16 protein-coding genes and 2 tRNA genes are annotated in these 21,411 nt (G+C 37.8%); 3 read left to right on the forward strand and 15 right to left on the reverse strand.

Features of this window, described 5'->3' with window-relative positions; genetic code table 11:
- Positions 1-13: 13 nt before the first annotated feature.
- From ACPWSO_RS06935 to ACPWSO_RS06950, 4 genes are all read right to left on the reverse strand, one after another.
- Positions 14-1,159: a cysteine desulfurase family protein gene (locus ACPWSO_RS06935; protein ID WP_426082154.1), complete on the reverse strand. Its 1,146-nt coding sequence runs from the start codon at positions 1,157-1,159 to the stop codon at positions 14-16.
- 68 nt (positions 1,160-1,227) lie between these two features.
- Positions 1,228-2,130 carry an EamA family transporter RarD gene (gene rarD, locus ACPWSO_RS06940; RefSeq protein ID WP_426082155.1) on the reverse strand — a complete coding sequence of 301 codons (903 nt, stop codon included), beginning with the start codon at positions 2,128-2,130 and terminating at the stop codon, positions 1,228-1,230.
- Positions 2,131-2,493: 363 nt separating this feature from the next.
- Positions 2,494-3,456 (reverse strand): ribose-phosphate diphosphokinase, encoded by a 963-nt coding sequence (locus ACPWSO_RS06945; protein WP_426082156.1) that lies wholly within the window; start codon positions 3,454-3,456, stop codon positions 2,494-2,496.
- Between the two features lie 384 nt (positions 3,457-3,840).
- On the reverse strand, positions 3,841-4,830 hold the full coding sequence (locus ACPWSO_RS06950) for an immunoglobulin-like domain-containing protein (protein ID WP_426082157.1): 990 nt from the start codon (positions 4,828-4,830) through the stop codon (positions 3,841-3,843).
- Positions 4,831-5,089: 259 nt separating this feature from the next.
- Here ACPWSO_RS06950 and ACPWSO_RS06955 point away from each other — a divergent pair, with 259 nt between their 5' ends.
- On the forward strand, positions 5,090-6,598 hold the full coding sequence (locus tag ACPWSO_RS06955) for a helix-turn-helix domain-containing protein (RefSeq protein ID WP_426082158.1): 1,509 nt from the start codon (positions 5,090-5,092) through the stop codon (positions 6,596-6,598).
- A gap of 378 nt (positions 6,599-6,976) precedes the next feature.
- Positions 6,977-7,049, forward strand: a tRNA-Thr gene (locus ACPWSO_RS06960).
- Between the two features lie 498 nt (positions 7,050-7,547).
- Here ACPWSO_RS06960 and ACPWSO_RS06965 read toward each other — a convergent pair.
- The gene (locus ACPWSO_RS06965) at positions 7,548-8,300 is read right to left on the reverse strand and encodes an alpha/beta fold hydrolase (RefSeq protein WP_426082159.1); all 753 of its coding nucleotides are present in this window, start codon (positions 8,298-8,300) and stop codon (positions 7,548-7,550) included.
- Positions 8,301-8,971: 671 nt separating this feature from the next.
- Entirely contained in the window at positions 8,972-10,300 is a 1,329-nt protein-coding gene (gene rpoN, locus ACPWSO_RS06970; protein WP_426082160.1) for an RNA polymerase factor sigma-54, read from the reverse strand.
- A 59-nt stretch (positions 10,301-10,359) separates the two neighbouring features.
- On the opposite strand from rpoN, the gene ACPWSO_RS06975 reads away from it, so the two are divergent.
- Positions 10,360-10,431, forward strand: a tRNA-Arg gene (locus tag ACPWSO_RS06975).
- Positions 10,432-10,759: 328 nt separating this feature from the next.
- Here the strand turns inward: ACPWSO_RS06975 and ACPWSO_RS06980 are convergent.
- The 9 genes from ACPWSO_RS06980 to cdaA all read right to left on the reverse strand — a co-directional run bounded on the left by ACPWSO_RS06980 (position 10,760) and on the right by cdaA (position 21,313).
- Entirely contained in the window at positions 10,760-11,167 is a 408-nt protein-coding gene (locus tag ACPWSO_RS06980) for a pyridoxamine 5'-phosphate oxidase family protein (RefSeq protein WP_426082162.1), read from the reverse strand.
- A gap of 483 nt (positions 11,168-11,650) precedes the next feature.
- Complete coding sequence (locus ACPWSO_RS06985) at positions 11,651-12,454, reverse strand: SGNH/GDSL hydrolase family protein (RefSeq protein ID WP_426082164.1); 804 nt, start codon at positions 12,452-12,454, stop codon at positions 11,651-11,653.
- Between the two features lie 244 nt (positions 12,455-12,698).
- A complete protein-coding gene (locus ACPWSO_RS06990; protein WP_426082165.1) occupies positions 12,699-13,553 on the reverse strand; it encodes a hypothetical protein in 855 nt (284 codons plus the stop codon).
- Between the two features lie 355 nt (positions 13,554-13,908).
- Positions 13,909-14,877 (reverse strand): hypothetical protein, encoded by a 969-nt coding sequence (locus ACPWSO_RS06995; RefSeq protein WP_426082166.1) that lies wholly within the window; start codon positions 14,875-14,877, stop codon positions 13,909-13,911.
- 123 nt (positions 14,878-15,000) lie between these two features.
- A complete protein-coding gene (locus tag ACPWSO_RS07000; RefSeq protein ID WP_426082167.1) occupies positions 15,001-15,291 on the reverse strand; it encodes a hypothetical protein in 291 nt (96 codons plus the stop codon).
- A 229-nt stretch (positions 15,292-15,520) separates the two neighbouring features.
- Positions 15,521-17,332, reverse strand: a complete 1,812-nt coding sequence (gene glmS / locus ACPWSO_RS07005) for a glutamine--fructose-6-phosphate transaminase (isomerizing) (protein WP_426082169.1) — start codon at positions 17,330-17,332, stop codon at positions 15,521-15,523.
- Positions 17,333-17,900: 568 nt separating this feature from the next.
- On the reverse strand, positions 17,901-19,259 hold the full coding sequence (gene glmM, locus ACPWSO_RS07010) for a phosphoglucosamine mutase (RefSeq protein WP_426082170.1): 1,359 nt from the start codon (positions 19,257-19,259) through the stop codon (positions 17,901-17,903).
- Between the two features lie 48 nt (positions 19,260-19,307).
- On the reverse strand, positions 19,308-20,429 hold the full coding sequence (locus tag ACPWSO_RS07015; RefSeq protein ID WP_426082172.1) for a CdaR family protein: 1,122 nt from the start codon (positions 20,427-20,429) through the stop codon (positions 19,308-19,310).
- Entirely contained in the window at positions 20,426-21,313 is an 888-nt protein-coding gene (cdaA, locus tag ACPWSO_RS07020; RefSeq protein WP_426082306.1) for a diadenylate cyclase CdaA, read from the reverse strand. The genes ACPWSO_RS07015 and cdaA overlap by 4 nt, the downstream gene beginning before the upstream one ends.
- Positions 21,314-21,411 lie beyond the last annotated feature (98 nt).

Raw genomic sequence — 21,411 nt, forward strand, 5'->3', positions numbered from 1 at the left:
TCATTAATTTCTTTTATTCAGTCAGTCGTTTTACTGTCTGAATCAGAATATCCATAAATTTTGCTATCTCTTCCTCTGTATTTTCATAACCGAAGCTAATCCGGATCGATTCATTAACAGCAGGATGTCCCTCACCATACATAGCTTCCAGTACATGAGAAGGCTCAACTGTTCCAGCTGTACAAGCTGATCCTGTCGATACAGCAACGTGATTGAGGTCAAGGTGCATTAATAATAAATCATTAGGAACCCCTTTAAACCAAAGATTTAGGATATGAGAAAGTTTTTGCTCCTGCGAACCGTTTAGCTGGTAAGCAATTTCTGCTTCAGTCAGTTGCTTCAAGATCAATAATTGAAACTGTTGATTTTTCTTTTTTTGTTGCAGCTTCGCCTCAGTTGACAAACGTTCCACTGCTTTTCCCATTCCTGCAATACCAGCCAGATTTTCTGTACCAGCTCGTCTTTTTTCTTCCTGTTCCCCTCCATGCATAAAGGGGAGTAAACGGATTCCTTCTCTTTTATATAAAAAGCCAACACCTTTGGGACCATTTATTTTGTGGGCCGAAGCACTTAAAAAGTCAATTCCTATTTTCTGTAAATCAATTTCTTCTGAACCATAAGCTTGAACAGCGTCTGTATGAAAAACTGCTTGATGCTCTTTTAAAAGTTCACCGATCTCCTTAATTGGCATCAATTGACCCGTTTCGTTATTTCCATACATAATAGAAACAAGAATCGTTTCCTCATTTAACGCTTCTTCAAATGCTTCAATTGTTACCCTACCTGAGCTGTCTACAGGAAGATACGTTACATCAAAGCCCATCGTCTCCAGATATTTCATCGGCTCAAGTACCGCAGGATGTTCTACAGCAGTAGTGATGAGATGTTTCCCTTTGTCCTTCATTCTCAATGCAGTCTCAATAATCGCTGTATTATCGCTTTCTGTTCCACCACTAGTAAAGATAATCTCATGGGGTGCAGCATGAAGACTTTCCGCAATAATTTGACGAACAGCTTCCAGCTTCCGATGAGCCTCTCGACCAACACCATGGATGCTTGAAGGATTGCCGTAATTGGTGGTCATTACCTCAGTCATCTCGTTAATCACATCAGGATGCATAGGGGTTGTTGCTGCATGATCTAAATAAATGTATTTCATCGGATTCGTCCTTTCGTCATTATTACTGAGTTATTCTAACATAGAGCTTAGATTTCATCAAAGCATCCTTATTCTTCTTTTAAAAATTGCTGTTCCTTTCGATAGGAAAGAAAACTGCCGTACATAAAGACTGCGATTCCCAACCAAATAAAGCCAAATGCGGTAAATTGAGCAGTTGAATAAGGCTCGTGAAATAGGAAAACAGCAAATAAAAGCATAATTGTCGGATTAACATATTGAATAAACCCAACAATAATATAAGAAATCCGTTTAGCCGCCTCCGCAAACAACAATAGTGGAATAGCCGTTACAACACCAGCACCCATTAATAGTAGATTTGTTGAGCCGGTATAAGCCATAAATCCCTGTTTTGAAAAAAATAATAGATAAATCAGTGCAATTGGCAAAATAATTAGTGTTTCCAGTGTTAGACCTGTATACGAACTGACTTCTATCTGCTTTTTCAACAGCCCATATAGGCTAAAAGAAAAAGCCATGATGAGTGACGCATAAGGAATAACACCTGTTTGAATAGTTAGCAGCACTACCCCTGTCAAAGCCAGCAGGCAAGCGACAATTCCTATCCGATTCAGTCGTTCCTTCAAGATAACTGTTCCTAATAAAACATTAACTAACGGATTCATATAATATCCTAAGCTAGCTTCAGTCACCCGCCCCTGACTAACGGAATAGATAAAGGTGAACCAGTTGATTGAAATTAAAACCGCGGCTGCAACGATCCCTACTGTTTTCTTTTTGCTTTTTAGAACGGCCTTAACTTCTGCTAAAAATGCGGCGCCTTTTCTGGTCAGAAAAATATAGAGGCTCATAAATAAAAAAGACCAGACGATTCGGTAGCATAAAATATCCAATGCATCTACTTCTGGAAGCAGCTTCCAATACAGCGGGATAATTCCCCATAGTATATATGCTGCAAACCCTAATATAATTCCCTTTTTCTGTTCCTTCATTTTTTCTCCTCCCATCAAAACATCTATTAAAAAAATCATTATATAAAATTGAAAGCAAAAAAAATTCAAACAACTCCGTGCAGCATCCGTTTGTAAAAACCAAGAACTATTTTTTTTTAGCCTTATGCTTTTTTCAGCAAACCTCTTTCACTGGTAAATGGGGTTTAAAAGAGTCTGGGACATAAAAATAAATTCCCAGACTTTTAGTATGCCTAAAACCGAATAAATGGTGGGACAGAGACAATTTATTCGGCAATAAGCTGTAATTTAGCAAAAATTTATAAGTCAATTTTCACAAATTCCTTCTTACTGCTTGAAATCAACTGTTTCTGTTCCAACCTCTTTATCTCAGCTCTAAAACTATTATTTTTTTAAGTGAAACAGCGGACTCATTGGTGTATTCTCGTGAATCCTCTTCAGCGCTTCGCCCATTAAATCAGCACAGGAAACAATGGTCAAACACTCTGGTCTACGGTCCTCTGAAACAACAACGGAATCTGTCACACACAGCTGCTTAATCGGCGAAGCATCAATCCGTTCTTTACCTCCCTGTGAAAGCAGTCCATGAGAGCCGCAAGCATACACTTCAGAAGCACCGTTTTCAGCTAAAATATCAGCTGCTGTTGTCAATGTCTCCCCGGTATTAATAATATCGTCAACCAGAATACAGATTTTATCTTGGACCTCACCAATAACATAGCCGGAACGCTTACCGTCTTCCTCATACTGATCCACAATCGCTAAAGACGCGTTCAGATATTCAGACAGACTGCGCGCCCGCTGAACCCCGCTGTTTTTTGGTGAAACCACTACAATATTTTCTCCAGTTAGTTTTTGATCTTGATAATGCTGAGCAAACAAAGGCATTGTAAAAAGATTATCTACCGGGATATCAAAGAACCCCTGAACCTGAACAGTGTGCAAATCCAATGTAAGCAGTCTGGTTGCACCAGCCTCCACAAGCATATTTGCCACCAGTTTGGCGGTTATCGGTTCTCTTGGCTTTGCTGTTCGATCCTGACGGGCGTAACCGTAATAAGGCAGTACCACATTAATTGTTTTAGCACTGGCTCTTTTCAATGCATCAATCATAATCAAAAGCTCCATCAGATGATCGTTGACAGGTGCATTTGTAGATTGAATGAGGTAAACATGGTCTCCCCGTATACTTTCTTCAATATTGATTTGAATTTCTCCGTCACTGAACTGACGAACTGTACTTTTTCCTAATTCTGTACCAATTCCAGCGGCAATCTTTTCTGCTAAGGGTTGATTGGCATTCAAACTAAAAATCCGCAGCGTTTCATCTTCATATTTCCGAACCATGATTTCCTCCATTTGTTATTTTTTCTTCGCTCATTTATTTTACCACTGATTGAGCGAAAAATCATGAAACATTGAAAACTATTGCTAAAAGTAGGAACCATTCCTATCTAACCAGCCTATTTAGTAAATAACGTTTAAGACTATTTATACTTTTGAAACTGAAATAATAGTTCTCCTTAAAAAAATCTCTGCAAAAGCTGCTCTTTCACGTTCATCAGAATTTCTGTGAACATAGAAAAGCCGAGGACTGAAATCCTCGGCATTCCTCCCCAGTATTTCATTTACAGAAAACTAGGGTTATATCAGACTGGAAATTTAAAAAGATAGACTCAATTCCCAGCCTTTTAGCATAAATTTTGGGGAAATTTATGTGCATAACTACAATTAATTATAAGCAAATGCAATCAGATTGGTATCATCATTGATACATGCCTGCAGTGAGATTCGCTCGCCGCCGCCAGAACCAGTAATCATGTCCCACATGTCTGCTCCACTGCTCAGCTCTGCGCCATAATCATCGACCCGTACCATACTGCTGACTGTATAAGTCGTTGGTACTCCGGTACCATCTGTTACGATTATCTGGCTGCCGCTTCCTAAAGAAAAAACAGCATTAAAAATACCTGGGTTATGACCAATAAAATGTGTATTTAGTCCGTCGCTGCCAGACTGCACTGCCGCTCCTCCCCAAGTAGAGGCGGTTCCGTAAGGATTGCCGTCAATGATACTTTGACCGCTGCCCTGACCACCATTTTGATAGGGAATTGCCTGACCATTTATATAAATAGTCATAGGTTGATAAGCAGACGCTGAGTCATTTCCCTCAGTATTCTGCTGACTAGTTGAAGCAGCCGGTGCGGTCACAACTGCTGGTTGTTGCACGCTTTCAGGTGCAGTAATCGTAAAGGTTTTATCTGCCCAACCAATATTCCCACTGCTGTCAGCAACAGAAAAACGAATAGTTTGTGTACCGGCTTTAGATGTATCTAAATTTCCTTCTGCCCCAACTGCTGCAGAAAGATCTCCATCGTAATCATCATACGCTGTTACGCCTTCATAAATATTTACCAGTTGGCCGACACTGACCGTTACAGCATTTGCTGTAACTACTGGCGGCACAAAATCTGCACCTGTGTTACTGCTGCTCTCTGCTTCTTTCTTCGCTTTCAGCTCAGCTTTTGTGTCAATCGGCTTAGCTTCGGCTATAGAATCTGCAGTTTTGCTGCTTGTTTGATCTGTGGCAGCATCTGTACTTACTTGTGTGTGTTTTTTTTGTTCATCAGCTGATTTGTCATAGATTTCGGCAAAAGTAGTTCCTCCCGCAAAAGTTAGTAATCCTACAGCCATTGCGATTTTCATTACATTTGTTTTCATGTCGATCCCTCCAAGCTAATTGGTGAGATTTACATTTATCGATAAATTCAAATCTGCTTTTTATTAAATTTTTATGTCTTTTCAAAATTTATTGCTTTTCTATATTCTTATAATATACCTGTTAGTCTCAAACACATAACAATTCGATTGTTTTAAATTTAAAAAAATAGAAAAAAAATGGTATAATCGCTTATATAACAAGGCTATGTCAAAATGTTCTCAAACATAGGAAGATTTTGAAACGAGGAGCGAATTTATTATGGAACGATTATTATCAACAGATATGTCTCGACGTATCTTACTATTAAACCTGCTCTACGGCAGCGAGGACTGGCTAACAACTGAGAAACTCTCTAAAAAACTTCACTGTTCGACTAAAACAGTTATGATGGATTGTCGCTATATAGAAGGACGCTGGCCTGAACACCTCTCCATAGACATGTCCAAGAAATACGGTGTGAAGCTGTCTGTCTCCGCCCATCACTCGATTCATGATATCTATACAGATATCATTAAAAACTCAGATACTTTTTCTCTTTTGGAAACTGTCTTTTTTCATCCAGGAGAGTACTCGGAAAGTATCGAAAAAAGATGTTTTACCAGCAGTTCATCAATCTACAGATTATCGAAAAGAATTAATATTCCTTTGCGGGAAAGAAATATTATGATGGAGAGAAATCCGTTTATTTTTTCAGGGAAAAGCGAACGGGAAATCCGTTACTTTTTTACTTCCTATTTTGTAGAAGTTTACGGTATTCATCACTGGCCTTTTCAGTTAGATAAAGAGAAAATACTGGAACTAGTCAAGCAGATTAATGAAGACTTTCAGCTTTATCTCAGCGACATTCGTCTTATTCATATGGTGTTCTCAATCGCAGTAACCTTAACTAGAATTAATCAAGGTTTCTCTACAGAAAATGAATGGCCAACTTCTTCAGCCTTTTCCGGATTTTTAGCACAATCAAAGGTGCCTGATTATCAAGAAAAACTGGATTCAATCAATTCCTTTTCTAAAAAGGATCAAAATTACGACTGGTATAAAGATTTTTATTATACTGTTTTTTGGTGGATTTTTGGACAAGAAAAAGAAACGGACAAAGAAATAATCTCATCTGCTGCGGCCTCTTTAATAGAGGATCTTGTGAATGAACTAGATATCCCAATAGATGCGATTAGCAGTCAAAAAATCAAACAGGTCATTGAAAATATTTATTATCTCCATCAAGTGTTTCCCTATAAAAAGCACATTATTTATTCACGTTTCTTTTACTCAAGTAAGTCAATTCGCCAAAACTTTATTTTGTTCTCAAACACTATTTCTAAAACCTTAAGCCACTTGGAAAAGCGAGATCAGTTTCCTTGGAAATCCATGTATCTGAACGAAATTCTCCATGATTTTATGATGTACTGGAAAAATCTTCCTACCTACTTATACAGTAAACGCAGTCCCATTTCAATTACTGTACTTAGCGACCTTGGCAAAGAACATGCCGAAGTCTTGGGTTCCATCTTAAAATTGAATTTCTGCAATACTATTAATGTTGTCACTCAAAATACTTCGTATTTTGATTTCAATGCCCGCAAATCAACGAATAATTGTGACCTCTATGTTAGCAACCATCATATTGATTACTTTGCTAAGGATAAGATTGTCGTCGTAGAAGATATTTTATCCCCGCGAAACATTATTGAGTTGAGAAAGATCATTGAACGCAGTCAGTTGCGAGCACATAGAAATGCTAAAACTACTGCAGCGAATATGTGCTAAAGGATACGTGAAAAAATAAATGGGACGAAGCAAAAAGCTAAAAAAAGCATAGTCTCTCTCATATTGATGATTAGTTCCCAAAACGATTCATCATCAAACTAAGACAGTAAACGCAGGACATCAATTGTTCTTGCGTTCACTGTTTTTAAAAGATATCATATATCCAAACTACTTTATTTACATAAACATTTTTAGATTTATCTGTTGTTATAATTCAACCTTTGCGATGAAAATCACGAAAAAAGGTGATGATGCTAACTTAATCATCGGGGTTACACAGGTTAGCTCTATCTGCAGCTGAAATCGACGGTTAATTTTATAAAAACCAGTTGACAAGCTTATAGCTATACGTTATCCTGTATCTTGTGTTATGTAAATGCCGCCTTAGCTCAGTTGGTAGAGCACCACCATGGTAAGGTGGGGGTCGACGGTTCGAGCCCGTCAGGTGGCTTTCTAATAAACGCTGAGACGATTATTTTTTAATCGCTTCGTCGTTTTTTTATTTATGTATTTTTTCCCTTTCTAATCTTTAATTATCTCCATATAATTTGAAATTTTTGATTTCAAAAAATTCAGAGAATGTTGTGCTTAAATAAATTAAATGAGGAACAACTCTTGAGAAGCAATCCTTGTTACTTTTACGGATGAAATGTTTTCATTAGGCGAGCCTGTTGCAACAGAAGATATTGTAATTGAGTAGACTATTTTAAAGAAATTTATAAATAAGAAAGCTTTCTGGCTTTTTTATTTTGTTCAACGAAGGAGGAATAGCTGAAATCAAAAGTAAGCTTCAGTTCTTCCATCTATTCCCTTCCTCACTTATTTCCCCTAATTCAAAAGCAGAACAGCTGGAAGCTACTCTGCTTTTGATTCTATTCACCTTACAATAATTTTCATTTTATTCAATCTAACCTCAATTATCTCTATCAAACATTCATGCACTACTTATTCATTCTTCCTCAATGAATTGGTGTATCTCTTGCGCTAGCTGTTCAGCATTCGTGCCTATGGCAGGATGTCCACCTTCATCGAAAAGAACAATTTTTGCTTGTGGAATGTCTTTCTGAATGTTTTTATACTCCTGCTCAATCATTGGGCGAATCATTTTATCTTCCTTAGAAGCTGTAAGAAGCAGTCCGCTTTTAAAGGCTGACAAAGGTTTGATAAATAATTCTTGTTCGGACTTTGAAAGTCTCAATAAGGCAGCAGTATCCTTGGCTACAACCTCTTGCCAATCACTACCTATACACCACTCGTAAAACTCAGCAGCTGCTGGATTGGATTGAGCAGTAGCTCTTTCTTGCACAAGCTCTTCAGCAAAACCAGTATGAAGCGTTCTTCCATCGAAGCTATCAGCTACGACACCTTTAATTAAATCCGGACGAAGTAATCCTGCATTAACTGCTGCCCATGCCCCTCCACTTGTCCCAACTAGATAAATACTCTTTAAATTGAGATGTTCAATCAGCTTAACCACTTGTCGAGCTTCATCCATCCATAGATTAGTTGGAAACTCTTCGACTCTATCCGACTTTCCATATCCTAAAAAATCAATCAATATAATTCGGCAGCCATTATAACGAGGCAATAACGGCTCAAACATTTTTGATGAGGACGTATTTCCATGAAGAAAGAGCACTGGCTCTCCTTCTCCAGCTACTGAAAAATAAATATTCTTCTGTTTGTACTTGAAATAGCTCATAGCATTTCCCTCCTGTATTCATTTAATTGATTCTGATGAACAAGCAAGGCAACAGCAGTACTTAACCTTGCTGTTCTATTTTTTTATTCCAGCAGCCCATCACAAGCCCACCCTTCTCTATTTCTTTTAATAAATTGTACCATAATTTTGGTAAGCCCCTGCTGAGAATCATGGTTTAGTTATCTACCCATGACTATTGTTTTCTTGACTGAATAACGACTCCGGCTAGATAATTCGAGTAAAGAAACTTTGTATTCCTTTTTTGAAATTCACTTTTTAGTCAATTTTCTTTTTAATGCTTTTACTAGAAATTTTACTTTAAGCAGTATCTTTTATGCTTGTATTAAAGGATGAGAGACAGCTTTTGGTTGGCTCATTATAGCAACTATTCCGCTATACCTCTTCTGATGCTGCCACTAAGGTTGACCAGTCGGATGCTGGCATTTCTTTACTATTTTGCTATAAAAATTTTTTCAAAATAATTAGAAATTCGGTGCCCTGTATAAAAATATTAAGCCACGAGCAATAAACCGGATATACTGAAAACAGACACAGCAATTTTCAGTATATCCGGCTTATTCTTATAGATGTTTTTTTGAATCAATATTTCTCGCCAACGATTATTCAACTGTAATTCTCTAGTCTTAAAGAAATTTTCTTCGATCGTTTCTTTAATCATACCTTTTACGTTTAGAGGACGCTGGAATTCCCAAAGCCTCTCTATATTTGGCTACCGTCCTGCGGGCAATATCGATATTCTTTTCTTTTAAGCTTTCAACCAGTTTTTGATCTGAAATGGGTCTGCTTTTGTCCTCAGCTGCAATCAGCTGCTGGATTTGTTGTTTCACATCAACTGCTGAACGATCTTCGCCATTCCGCTCAGTACTAGCAATCCCCTGAGAAAAAAAAGAACGCAGTTCAAACGAACCAAATTCAGTTTCCATATATTTTCCATTGACTGTCCTACTTACTGTGGATTCATGAATATCTAAAGTTTTAGCAATTTCTTTTAGGGTCATTGGCCTTAGCGGACGACTAACTTCAAGGAAAAACGCCTGCTGACGTTCCACGATTTCTTTTCCTACACGTAAAATAGTATCTCCACGTTGAACGATTGTTTTCTGCAGCCATTCAAATTCCTTTTTCTTTTCTACAATATATGCTTTTACTTCCTGATCATCCGTCTGCTCCATTTTTTTAAAATAGGCCTCTTGAAAACGTATTGCCGGCATTCCCTCCTTACTGGAAATCACCGTCAACTGCCCTTCATGATTCACAACCTTTAAATCTGGACGAATATATAGTCCTGCAGTCGAACCAAATATACTGCCGGGCGATGGAGTCAATGTTTGAATAAAATCAAAAATCTCTTGTATCTCCGATAGTTCAATATCAAATTTTTTACTAATAGTTGCCCATTTCTTTTGTGCAAAAGCTTCAAATTCTTCTTCAATAACTATATAGGCAAGCGCTGGAGCTTGATTATCCCTTTCAATTTGAAGCAACAGACATTCTTTCAAGTCTCTTGCACCAACCCCAGCAGGATCAAGCTGTTGCAGTAAAACTAATGCGTCCAGCATTTGGACTGCATCTGCTCCAGTCTGCTTTTCTGCTTCCTCCAAAGAAATTGTTAGATAGCCATTCAAGTCAAGAAATTCTGCTAAAAATAAAATCAGACTCCGCAAATATGTATCTCGATAATTCAAGTGAATCTGATCAATCACATACTCAAACAAGGAAAGCGAATTATCTGGTATCTGATTCATTAGATTGGACTCTTTGTCATTATTATATTGACCGGTACCTCCGGCGGAGTATGTATGCGAGTTAAGACCACTTTGCAGCTCAATCAAAGGATTTTCCAACGCCTTATTTTCTATATATGTTTGCAGTTCTTCTGAATTATACTGCAATACCTGAATTGATTGCTGGAGCTGTTGGGTCATAGCAAGCTTTTGTGTTTGCTTCTGCTGCTGCGACAAATGCTGCTCAAATTTCATAAATTTCAATCTCCTACTTGTTTTTTTTCGAAATATCAGCTAAACTAGTATTCGTGCTTGCGTCCTTAGTGTAGTGGATATCACGTAAGATTCCGGTTCTTGAGACGGGGGTTCGATTCCCTCAGGACGCGTTTTTCAAAAAAGAGAGTAATAACTTATAGTGATATAAACATTGTCCCATAAGGCTTCTTACAGGATTATAACACACTTTTAACAGCAATCAAAACGTCGGTTTTCAAAGAAAACCGACGTTTTGATTTAATCTCCAGACTGTCGACTGAGCGAAAGTAAACAAGAGCAAAATTGGTTTTTACACATCTTAGGATGTGTTTTTTTATAAAAAAGAACTGCACCATTTGTCAAGTTGACATTGATGCAGCTCTTTAAATTCAGATAAAGATACATTTGAAATAAGACAGTTCTTGTACACAGTCTTTTAGCAGCGACCAGTTTGCCTGCTTAGGGCTTGTCAATTTCTTTAAAAACAGTGGTTCCATATTGGTGAATTTTAGCAGTATACACTTCAAAAGAAAGAATAACCGGATTCTTATGATTCAGCAATTTTTGATAATCATTCAAGCGGTCTTCAATCACTTGATAATCCTCAATCGAATGAACAGAGAAAACACCTTTCAGCAGCAGGCTCTCAAATGTTCCATCATTATAACAGCAAACGTTCCCTTTGTTGTTTTGCTGAATATTCTTGACAGTATCGCCATCACCGTCTACATAAAACTTCAATGTATGAAAATCAACTCTTGCAATCGGTTTAGACACAACTATTGTATTTGGAAATCCATTTCGATCATTCGTGGACAGTAAAAAAGAATTGCCCCCTGCAATTAATTTGCGAATTTCTTCAATCATCTCCACGCCGCCTCTTTTCATCTTTAATCTATTATACCTAAAGTGAAATGAATTAGGAATTATAAACCCCGAATTTTGAAGCAGAACTTCTGATTTTTCTACTAACACAAGAATACTTTACCAATGGTCTGGATAGCTAATCAGAAGCAGCTGACTTTATTGATGAGCAGCTTGCCTATTTTTTTGTTACCATAAACAACCTGCAGCATTAAATATAGTTGAATCGTTATCAACATTATCTGTCTGAGTCAGCAGACTTTTGAGCAAGAGGTGATAATGACAATATTGCTATCCACCCGTACAGCTAAATCTTTTTTATCCGTTTATTGTTCCTTTTCTTGCGTTTAAACACTAAAAAATGTTGGCAGATTTTCCTTAAGGATTTTCTACCAACATAAATTATTATAGAGACAAGCACCAATTAGTTCAGTCAAAAAACAAGCCATTTTGTCCATAAATATCTACCCAGCTAAATCCATCCTTTTACTTTACAGTAGAGATTGAGGTCGTGGAAAATAACTCGCCTAATACTGAGACATCTGGCGTATTAATATACTCAGCTAAGTCATCTTTCACTGTTTCAAATATGACTCGTGCAATTTCAGAATGACCAAATTCATTTGGATGCATATCGTTGATTAACTGTTTATCTGAATAGCCTAAATAACTATTTTTAGATTTGGGATCAATCGTATCTTTTCTCTCTGTCCACAATTCTCTGATATTCGCTACTGGTACTCCATATTTTTCACCGGTTTGAATAATAACATCATCATAAAGCTGAGAAATTTTCTCATCTCTATTCCAGGTTGTAACCAGTACGATGACTCTATTTTTTTCTTGCAGCTCAGTAATAACGTATGATAGATTTGCTTTGAACTGAGTCAAGCTTTCTTCACCACTATATGATTTAATATCATTGGTCCCATATTCAATCGTAATAAAATCAGGCTCCTGACTTTTTATCTGCTCAACACTCGAAATACCTAAGTCGCTTAGCTTGGCACCCGATTTATATACACCCATTTCGTTTACTTCAATATTAAAATAAGCGCTGATTGCATCAGCCAAAACACTGATGAAACGTTGATCCTGTCTATAAGTAATTGCGCCATTGGAGATACTGTCTCCCATAGGAGAGTAGGTAATCCTATTTAAAGAAGAGAATGCTGGTACATCATAAACATCTTCTCCTTGAACCTCATCGATAGAGAAAAACGTCTCATATCCCCAGAAAGCAAAACCGCCAACTACTAACACTATCAGCAGCCCAATAATCTTTTTCATCTATAATCCTCCCCTAAATAAACACTCCAAGGGTAATTATAGCAAATATGAAAATGATTGTTAACCCAATCCTAACATCTGTTATTTTTTCCAAGGTAAGCAGCAATGCTTGCTTAACAAGCAAATACGCATAAAACATGAAGCTAGCTTTAAAACAGAAGCATCTTTCTGCTTTTACTGCTTATTTCCAGCGAATCGGTATTTGACCTTCACCAGAAAAACTATAGTTGTCTTTTTCAATATTTCAGCTGAATGAGAGAAATTCTTCTTGACCTGTTAAGTTATGCCATTTTAGCCGTTCATTGCTTTCCATTAAAGAAGTCCCGCCTTCATCCTGAGAACTATAGCTCATTTCTGCATCCTGAAATTGGTCAGAAGGAACAATTGGATCATATAGCTCATAGAAAGTTGTCCCTCTTTTTAAAGTTATTGTCGGCATGATTCCTTCTGAAGAAATCATGATATGTTCCAGTTGATTTAACTCAGAAAGCGCAGAGATATCAGTTAATAAAGCTTGTGTATGCAGCTGCTCTTCTGCTTCTTCCTCTTCATTACCATAACCTCTCGTATAAAGTCTTAGGTCTTTAAGATTCTGTGCATTTTTTAGATCATATAAATTAAGCTGGTTTGTTATTTCGATATTGAGCTCTTCTAATTTAGTTAATTTTCTTAGCGGTCGGATGTCTTTAGTGTTCCCTTCTTCACCTACAAAGCTTTTGAGATTTACAGCAACCTCCAAACCATTAAAAGAGGTATAGTTATCATCAAAACCTCCGCTAAAGCGTTCCATTGAAGTTAAAAATTCTGGAGTAAACAAACCAAACTGCTGAGTGAAATCCATCTTTTCTTCCCATTTTTGATAAATTGCTTCATATGCTACATCATAATCGTTTTCAGAAATCAGACCAAGCTCCAGCTTCTCAGCTAGCTCATCTAATTCTACATACCTCTGATCGTAAGCATAGCTATCAAAGGTACTACTTAAATCGTAAGTAATAGACCTGTCGTTAAAACGAACATAATCCCGATTCTCTGCCCTTGCTGTAGTCGGTAGTCCAAACAACAACCCTAACCCAACTATTCCCGTAACTTTTTCCATCTTCTAACTTAATAATTCCTTTCTTATTGCTAATTAAATCATAACAGATGATTATATTTTGATAAATACAAAAAATGAATTTTAATATAAAAATTATTAAAAATATTTCGTAAATATAATGTTAAAAAAATGATCAAATCTGTTGTTAAAAATTTCAGAAGCTACTGACTGGCTATCCAGATAATTGGCGATGCTTCTCTTCTTTAAAAAGAAGAACTTGAAACAAAACCAGTAATTTCCTGGTTTTGTTTCAAGTCCTAAGAATTAATTTCACTTTTTTGTCCGGCCAACACAATTTTATATAGTGTGTTTTACTTATCTGCATTGCTCAGTAAGCCTTAGCTTTTTTATTTAATTATGCATTTAGCCCAGCTAATTCAAACCGGACATTTTGCTGCATTTCTTTGATTTGCTCTGCTTCCTCTGTATCCAGGTAATCTCGGTAGGCTTCTGCATCACTATCACTATAAGAATGAATATAACACATGGCCCATAGCTTGGGATCTTTAATCAGCTTATCTGAAAATGGATACAATAAAGCGAAATGTAGCTGGACCTCCTCCTGTAAATCAAAATAAAGAATATGATTATCATGAAGCAGCTCTTTTTCTAAAAACAGCTTAATTCGCTGATAGGAGGAGGTTTCCAGTGGTTTAGTCAGAGAAGCAGGAACGACTTGATATGTACGTCCGTCACGCCATAAAAACGTAACCTCTTTTTTATAATGTAAATGCGCCAATTCTTCCAGTACCCATGAACGGACGAGCTTATGAACGGCTTTATCAACTAGAACGACTTGCGCCATCTCCACAAACTCTTTCTGAGGTAGATAAACAGATTTTCTTATCAGTGCCAGCTGCTGATAGTAATCAACATTTTTCAGCTGAGCAAGCTCCTCTTTAAGGGCATTAATTTTTTTTACTTCAAACTGCTGATGAAGGAGTTCGGCCTGACGAATTTTTTTCTTTATTCTAACCAGTGAACGCATTTCACCGCAGTTTTCTTTTAAAATCTGTTCGTTCACAATACTGTGAGCACTAATGAAACGTTGATTCAGAATAAGCAGTTGAACAAATGTATCCATGTATTCCAGGCAGGAAAGATATTGCTCCCTCATCTCTTCAGCAAGAGCAAGTCCTTGTTTATTTTCTCCAGCTTTCACATATACACTCACCAGCAGATAATTTAAGGGAAATTCTTGACGAATAGCATACGCTTCTTCAAAATAGTCTATTGCTTCAAGATAATTTTCCTGATTTGCCGCTTCTTTTCCCAACTCGATAAATCGATCATAATTTCTTGGAAATTGTATTTTATTCGTCATCGGAAGTACCACCTTTCTATTTCCTTTCATTCACTATTTATACTGATAATAACAAAAAAAGAAAAGCCTGTATACTTGAAAAAAGGATTTTCAAATAAGCTTTTCTTTGTTTTTAGAAAATACTTAATATAAATTTCTCAAAATAACTGCCGTTTCTTCTGGTCCATCTGCCTTCATTTTTTCTGACTTCTCTAATAATGAAAAACCTGAATACCATTCCTTAGTCAGCTCGTCTTCAACTTTAAACTGTTTTATTTTTTCTACGTGAAAGGCTTCCGGATCCACTTCCTGAACACTATCCCAGCCAGTATCAATAAAAATTCTGGTTTCATCTGTAACAGCTTCGTTGCTCTCTAACTCTGTCACAATCTTTTTAAGTTCCCCAAACGTCATTGCTTGTACCTGATGTTCCATATCATGTTTCCTCCGCTCTTGTATTCGCTGTTGTGTTTCATTCTAACATATCTCAACCGCAGTTAGAAACATAACTGTATACTTTACATTTTAATAACAGCCGTTTTTTAATTAGGATATTCCACAATATAAAGTCTCCAAAGAAAAAATCCTATGATTCTTTCTTTGGAGATATTTTCAATGACTTGAAACAGGAATTTCATGATTGTTTAATCACCTGTATCAGCTACTATTCTACTGTTACACTCTTTGCCAGATTTCTCGGCTTATCTACATCATAGCCTCTTTGCAAAGTTGCAAAATAGGCGATTAACTGTGTAGGAACCACACTGACTAAGGCACTCAACAGTGGATGGACATCGGGAATAACCAGTTGGTCTGTTTCCTTAGCCAAAGCTTCTGTAACAATCACTATGGTCTGTGCTCCCCGGCTCTCAACTTCTTTTAAGTTTCCACGGGTATGAGCTGCTGTTTTTTTGTCAGTAATGATCCCAATAACTGGTGTTCCTTCTTCAATTAGGGCAATTGTTCCATGTTTCAGCTCCCCAGCTGCAAAGCCTTCCGCTTGAATATAAGAAATTTCCTTTAACTTCAACGCTGCTTCCATCGAAACATAATAGTCCATCCCGCGTCCGATATAGAATGCGTTGCGAGTGCTGTTAAGAAATGTTTCCACTAATTGACTAATCAGCATTTTTTCGTCGATAACTGCCTCCATTACAGATGCTGCTACGCTCAGCTCATGAGCAATATCAAACGCTTCAGCAGCCTGCGTCTTCTGGTATCTGCCTGCACTAACAGCCAAAATTGCCAAAACAGCAATTTGTGCCGTATATGCCTTCGTTGAAGCAACTGCAATTTCTGGTCCCGCATGAAGCAGCAGTGTATAGGTCGCTTCTCTAGAAAGAGTTGAACCGGCAGCATTGGTCAGCGTTAATGACGGAAGACCTAATTGATTGATTTGTACTAGCACCTGACGGCTGTCAGCTGTTTCACCACTTTGACTTAAAAAGATGAACATCGGTTTTTTGGACAACAACGGCATATTATAACTAAATTCACTGGACAGATGAACCTCTACTGGAATTCCTGTCATTTGTTCCAGAATTTTTTGTCCTGCCCAGCCTGCATGATAGCTTGTTCCACAAGCAATGATATATAACCGATCACTTTCAGAGACGGTTTTGACAATCTCTTTATTAATCAAATCTTTTCCGGAATCATCTAGATAGTTTTCAATAATTCTACGCATAACTCCCGGCTGTTCATCAATCTCCTTCAGCATATAATAAGGATAGGTCCCTTTTTCAATATCATTTAAATCCAGCTGTGCCTCATAAGATTCACGGAAAACCAAATTTCCTTTCTGATCCTCAATGTGAATACTGTCTGCTTTGACTGTCACTAGTTCTCCATCAGCAATTTCTACAAAATGGTTTGTCTCCTGAAGCATAGCCATCGCATCACTGCAAATCACATTAAACCCGTCACCCAAGCCAATCAGCAAGGGGCTTTTATTCTTAGCCACGTAGATAACCTCTGGGTGTTGATTATCTATCAAAGCAAAAGCGTAAGAGCCTCTAATTACATTTAAAGCAGCTTTCAGTGCTTCTCCAGCATTCGCTGTTTCTTTCGAAAAATATTCGATTAGATACACAACAATCTCTGTATCTGTTTCTCCCTTCAGCGTTGTTCCTTGAAGAAATTCCTGTTTTAATTCTTCAAAATTTTCTATAACGCCATTGTGAACTAATGTGAAGCGTCCTGTCGCTGAAGTATGAGGATGAGCATTTCTTTCACTCGGTTTTCCATGAGTTGCCCAGCGCGTGTGACCAATCCCAATGCTTCCATTGACTTCTTCTTTTATTTTACTTTGTAAGTCAGCGATTCTCCCTTGAGATTTTATCAAATGATCTTCACCAGCTTCATTCGTTACATAAATCCCGGCTGAATCGTAGCCTCGATATTCAAGTTTTTCCAATCCCTGTAATAATATTCCTGCTGCATTTTCTTTACCAATGATTCCGACAATTCCGCACATAATGTCTTTTCCTACCTTCTCCAATTGAGTCTTACACTACAATTTCATCATGTGTTTCCATCTGTGTGATTAGCTCTTTGTTATAATTTTACAATTATTTTTTAGACTAATCTGTAGAGTACAGTCCCTGAAGTCACCCGCCGAATCCTCGATAAACTTCTCCCTCGTCACCTGGTTATTTGCCAGGCCTGGCGCTCCCCTTTAATTGGTATACATAATCCTCCTTCTAAAAAGTATCATGGAAACATAATAAATAATATATCAACACAGAGTATTTTGTCAACAAAAAAAATAAAACAAATAATTGGTATATACACAAAAGAAAGAATTTGATTGTCCATAATCATCTAAAAAAGCGTGTTTTCTTCTCATTGAAAACGATATTTTATACTAGACAGCCATTGAAAAAGTAAAAATAATTATTTTAATTTCTTTCAAAAAATAGAGTTTGGCAATAGTCGATTTTTGAAATAAAATTAAATCGTTCAACTTCTGATTTGATCTTTAAGAAAAGCAAAAAAGTTTAAAAAAGGCATATACTGCACTTTTTTAAACTTTCTTTTTTATATTATTTAATCCCAATTTCTGCTTCAACAACAGCAGAAATCGTATCTACATAATAATCAACTTTTTCTTTAGTTGGTGCTTCTGCCATCACTCGAAGCAGCGGTTCAGTTCCTGATGGACGCACTAAAATTCTGCCATCACCATTCATTTCTGCTTCCATTTTTTCAACAATTGCCTTGATTGCTGGCACTTCCATCGCATTATGCTTATCAGTGACGCGAATATTAACCAGCTTTTGCGGGTAGACTGTAATCTCTCCAGCAAGTTCAGAAAGTTTCTTACCAGTCTGCTTCATTACATTCAGCAGTTGAATCCCTGAAAGCATCCCGTCTCCTGTTGTATTATAATCCAGAAAAACCATATGACCAGACTGCTCACCGCCAAAATTATAGTCATTTTTTCTCATTTCTTCTACAACATAGCGATCGCCGACTTGAGTAATGACATCTTCCATGCCAGCGGCTTCCACAGCTTTACGGAAACCTAAGTTGCTCATAACTGTTGTAACGATTGTATTTTTTTTCAAGCGTTTTTTCTCAGCCAGATACTTTGCGCAAATGAACATTATTTTGTCACCGTCAACTATATTTCCCAGCTCATCTACAGCTATCAAGCGATCACCGTCACCATCGAAAGCCAGACCTGCATCTGCCCCTTTTTCAACAACCATTTCCGCTAGTTTCTCAGGATGGGTAGAGCCTACACCATCATTAATATTCAAGCCGTTGGGACTGGTTCCCATAGTGAAGAAATCTGTCTCTAAATCAGCAAACAAACGATTGACAGAAGTTGCTGTTGCACCATTAGCAGCATCAATACAAACTGTCAAATCATTCAAATCTCCGGGAATAGTTTGTACAAGAAACTGAGAGTACTTTAGAAGCCCTTCTGGAAATTCTTCAACTGAGCCCAAGCCTTCAGCTGAGGGGCGCGGTAATGTATCTTCTTCGCTGTCAAGTAATGCTTCAATCTCCAGCTCCTGATCATCAACCAATTTGAAACCGTCTGAACCGAAAAATTTAATACCGTTGTCTTCAGCGGGATTATGTGAGGCAGATATCATTACTCCTGCAGAAGCCTTCTGCAGACGTGTTAGATAAGCCACACCCGGGGTTGCAATGACGCCTAGCTGGAAGACTTCAATACCTACAGACAACAAGCCTGCAATTAATGCTTGTTCAAGCATTTGTCCGGATACCCGAGTATCTCTGCCTACAAGTACTCGAGGCTTGCGCGATTCATCCTCTGCGTGCTGACTTAATACATAGCCGCCATAACGCCCCAATTTAAATGCCAGTTCAGGTGTCAGCTCCTTATTGGCTATTCCTCTAACTCCATCTGTACCAAAATATTTGCCCATCACTATTCTCCTTAATCACATTAGTTAATTTTGTGCACCTCTTATTTACTAGGATGACTCTTGGGTATCTGACGAGGAGGTTGAAGAAGAAGGCTTTTCGCCACCACTGCCACTCACCTCACTGCTAGTTTCCGAGGTTTTTGTTTCTTCTGTTTTACTCGAATTGCTAGTAGCTGTCCCTTCACCAGTCCCGCCGTTCACCTGACTATCAGAGCCTGAACGTAAGTATACTGGATTAATTGTTACTTCAATTTTAGTTGGCGACACTGTATAATCACCGTTTGCCGGAATACCTACTGTCTGCTTCACAGAGGTACTGATGCCCGTCACATCTACAGGGACTTCCAGAGTATCAATCGTTTCTAATACAGAATTAGAACCGCTGATTTCTACCATTTGTTCAGAAACATCAAATGTATAGCCGGAAACATCTGCAGGAGGCGAGCCTGTGCTTACAACCCTTAGAGCAACTTCTTTCTTAGGCAGAGAAAGCTGTACAGTAACTTTAACCTGTGGTGCCGGATTTTCGATACTTAACACTTGACCTCTGCTGTCTAAAGCCTGTACATTGACCGTTTGTTTAATTGTATCGCTTGATTGAGTAACACTGGATAACGGTGCAACCACTTTAGCGATTTCTGCCATTGTCTCTTCACCAGTGGTTATTTCAACTTTTTTAGGACTAACTGCAATGCTTTCCACCTTATACCCTTCTGCGTTAAAGCTGTCGGGAATCTGTGCCTCTACGTCGAAGCTCTTTGTTACTTTTTTCTCAATCGTAACGGTAATTGTTGCCGGTTCAATATTTGCCGTAACTGCTGAACTCAAGCCTGTCACTCTTAGAGGGACCTCTGAAGTTCCAACAGAAACGTTCGTTAAATCAGCGACTACTTGAAATTTCCTAGTATCTTCATTCGCTTCAAGGTTTAACTGAATCCGGTTTGCACTACTTAGATGCACTGTTACTGTATCTTCATAGCCGGAAACAAAGTATTGGTCTTGATCATAGTTCAATTGAATAGGGATACTGTAGAGCATTTCATCGTATACCTGACTAGTTGTAACCGTGTTTCCAGAATTTCCGTCTGAGTTAGCATTAAAGAAAAGCAGCAAGGCAAACAATAATGCCAGCAATCCGGAAAACCAATTGCTTTGTGAAGCCTTCTTCATTTCTTTTTCCCTCCTTTAGTCACACCATCAATAAAATGCTGTAGGAGGTTCTTTTTATCTTTTTCATCTTCGGCAGGAACCAACTCTTCTCTGAGGATTTTCAAATATTCCTCTTGGGTGAGCTTGGAGATTAATTCATTGTTCAATGTCAAACTAACATCTCCCGTCTCTTCAGAGACGATGATTGTCACTGCATCGCTTACTTCACTAATCCCCACAGCGGCTCTATGCCGAGTACCAAATTCTTTAGGAATTAGATTACTTTCGGAAAGAGGCAGATACGCTGAAGCTACCGCAATTTTTCCGTCTTCAACAATAACCGCGCCGTCATGAAGCGGTGTGTTTGGAATAAAAATATTTATTAGCAGTTCTCCGGTAATATCCGCATCCAAATCGATTCCTGTCTCAATATACTCCTCTAAGCCTGTGTTTCTTGCAACAGTAATCAGAGCACCAATTTTACGCTTTGACATATATTGAATCGCCTTGTCAAAAGCCAAAATCATTTTTTCATCTTCCTGCTGCTCATTTTTAGAAGGTTTGAAGAAAGAGCTTCTGCCCAAGTGTTCCAAGCCGCGCCGGACTTCCGGCTGAAAAATGACTACGGCTGCAATTACGCCATACATAATCACCTGATTCATCAGCCAGGATAAGGTATGCAGTCCGACAATCTCACTGACTATTCGGATAATGATAAAAACAGCTACACCTTTTAGAAGCTGAACAGCTTTGGTTCCTCTGACCAGCATAATTAATTTATATACTAAGTACCAGACAACCAGAATATCGATAATATTTATAATAAAATTGCGGGATAATAAATCCGTCGAGATGAATTTCTGCCAATAACTTACATCAAAAAACTGACTGATTTGAAAAGATATCATATAGGTTATCACTTCTCTCTGAAGAATTCCTTTTTAGTATAGCATAAATTTTTTACAGATTACAGAATACTGATAAGCAAAAGAAACTTTTAGAA

It is taken from the genome of Enterococcus sp. LJL51 (assembly GCF_049894025.1).
GTDB lineage: Bacteria > Bacillota > Bacilli > Lactobacillales > Enterococcaceae > Enterococcus_L.

What these genes read in the sequence shown, in the direction of transcription:
- ACPWSO_RS06945 (WP_426082156.1), bottom strand. Translation starts at nt 3,456, where the DNA reads ATGGTTCGGAAATATGAAGATGAAACGCTGCGGATTTTTAGTTTGAAT.
- ACPWSO_RS06935 (WP_426082154.1), bottom strand. Translation starts at nt 1,159, where the DNA reads ATGAAATACATTTATTTAGATCATGCAGCAACAACCCCTATGCATCCT.
- glmM (WP_426082170.1), bottom strand. Translation starts at nt 19,259, where the DNA reads ATGGGCAAATATTTTGGTACAGATGGAGTTAGAGGAATAGCCAATAAG.
- ACPWSO_RS06955 (WP_426082158.1), top strand. Translation starts at nt 5,090, where the DNA reads ATGGAACGATTATTATCAACAGATATGTCTCGACGTATCTTACTATTA.
- ACPWSO_RS07000 (WP_426082167.1), bottom strand. Translation starts at nt 15,291, where the DNA reads ATGGAACATCAGGTACAAGCAATGACGTTTGGGGAACTTAAAAAGATT.
- ACPWSO_RS06990 (WP_426082165.1), bottom strand. Translation starts at nt 13,553, where the DNA reads ATGGAAAAAGTTACGGGAATAGTTGGGTTAGGGTTGTTGTTTGGACTA.
- ACPWSO_RS06980 (WP_426082162.1), bottom strand. Translation starts at nt 11,167, where the DNA reads ATGATTGAAGAAATTCGCAAATTAATTGCAGGGGGCAATTCTTTTTTA.
- rarD (WP_426082155.1), bottom strand. Translation starts at nt 2,130, where the DNA reads ATGAAGGAACAGAAAAAGGGAATTATATTAGGGTTTGCAGCATATATA.
- rpoN (WP_426082160.1), bottom strand. Translation starts at nt 10,300, where the DNA reads ATGAAATTTGAGCAGCATTTGTCGCAGCAGCAGAAGCAAACACAAAAG.
- ACPWSO_RS06965 (WP_426082159.1), bottom strand. Translation starts at nt 8,300, where the DNA reads ATGAGCTATTTCAAGTACAAACAGAAGAATATTTATTTTTCAGTAGCT.
- ACPWSO_RS06950 (WP_426082157.1), bottom strand. Translation starts at nt 4,830, where the DNA reads ATGAAAACAAATGTAATGAAAATCGCAATGGCTGTAGGATTACTAACT.
- ACPWSO_RS06995 (WP_426082166.1), bottom strand. Translation starts at nt 14,877, where the DNA reads ATGACGAATAAAATACAATTTCCAAGAAATTATGATCGATTTATCGAG.
- ACPWSO_RS06985 (WP_426082164.1), bottom strand. Translation starts at nt 12,454, where the DNA reads ATGAAAAAGATTATTGGGCTGCTGATAGTGTTAGTAGTTGGCGGTTTT.
- glmS (WP_426082169.1), bottom strand. Translation starts at nt 17,332, where the DNA reads ATGTGCGGAATTGTCGGAATCATTGGTAAAGAAAATGCAGCAGGAATA.
- ACPWSO_RS07015 (WP_426082172.1), bottom strand. Translation starts at nt 20,429, where the DNA reads ATGAAGAAGGCTTCACAAAGCAATTGGTTTTCCGGATTGCTGGCATTA.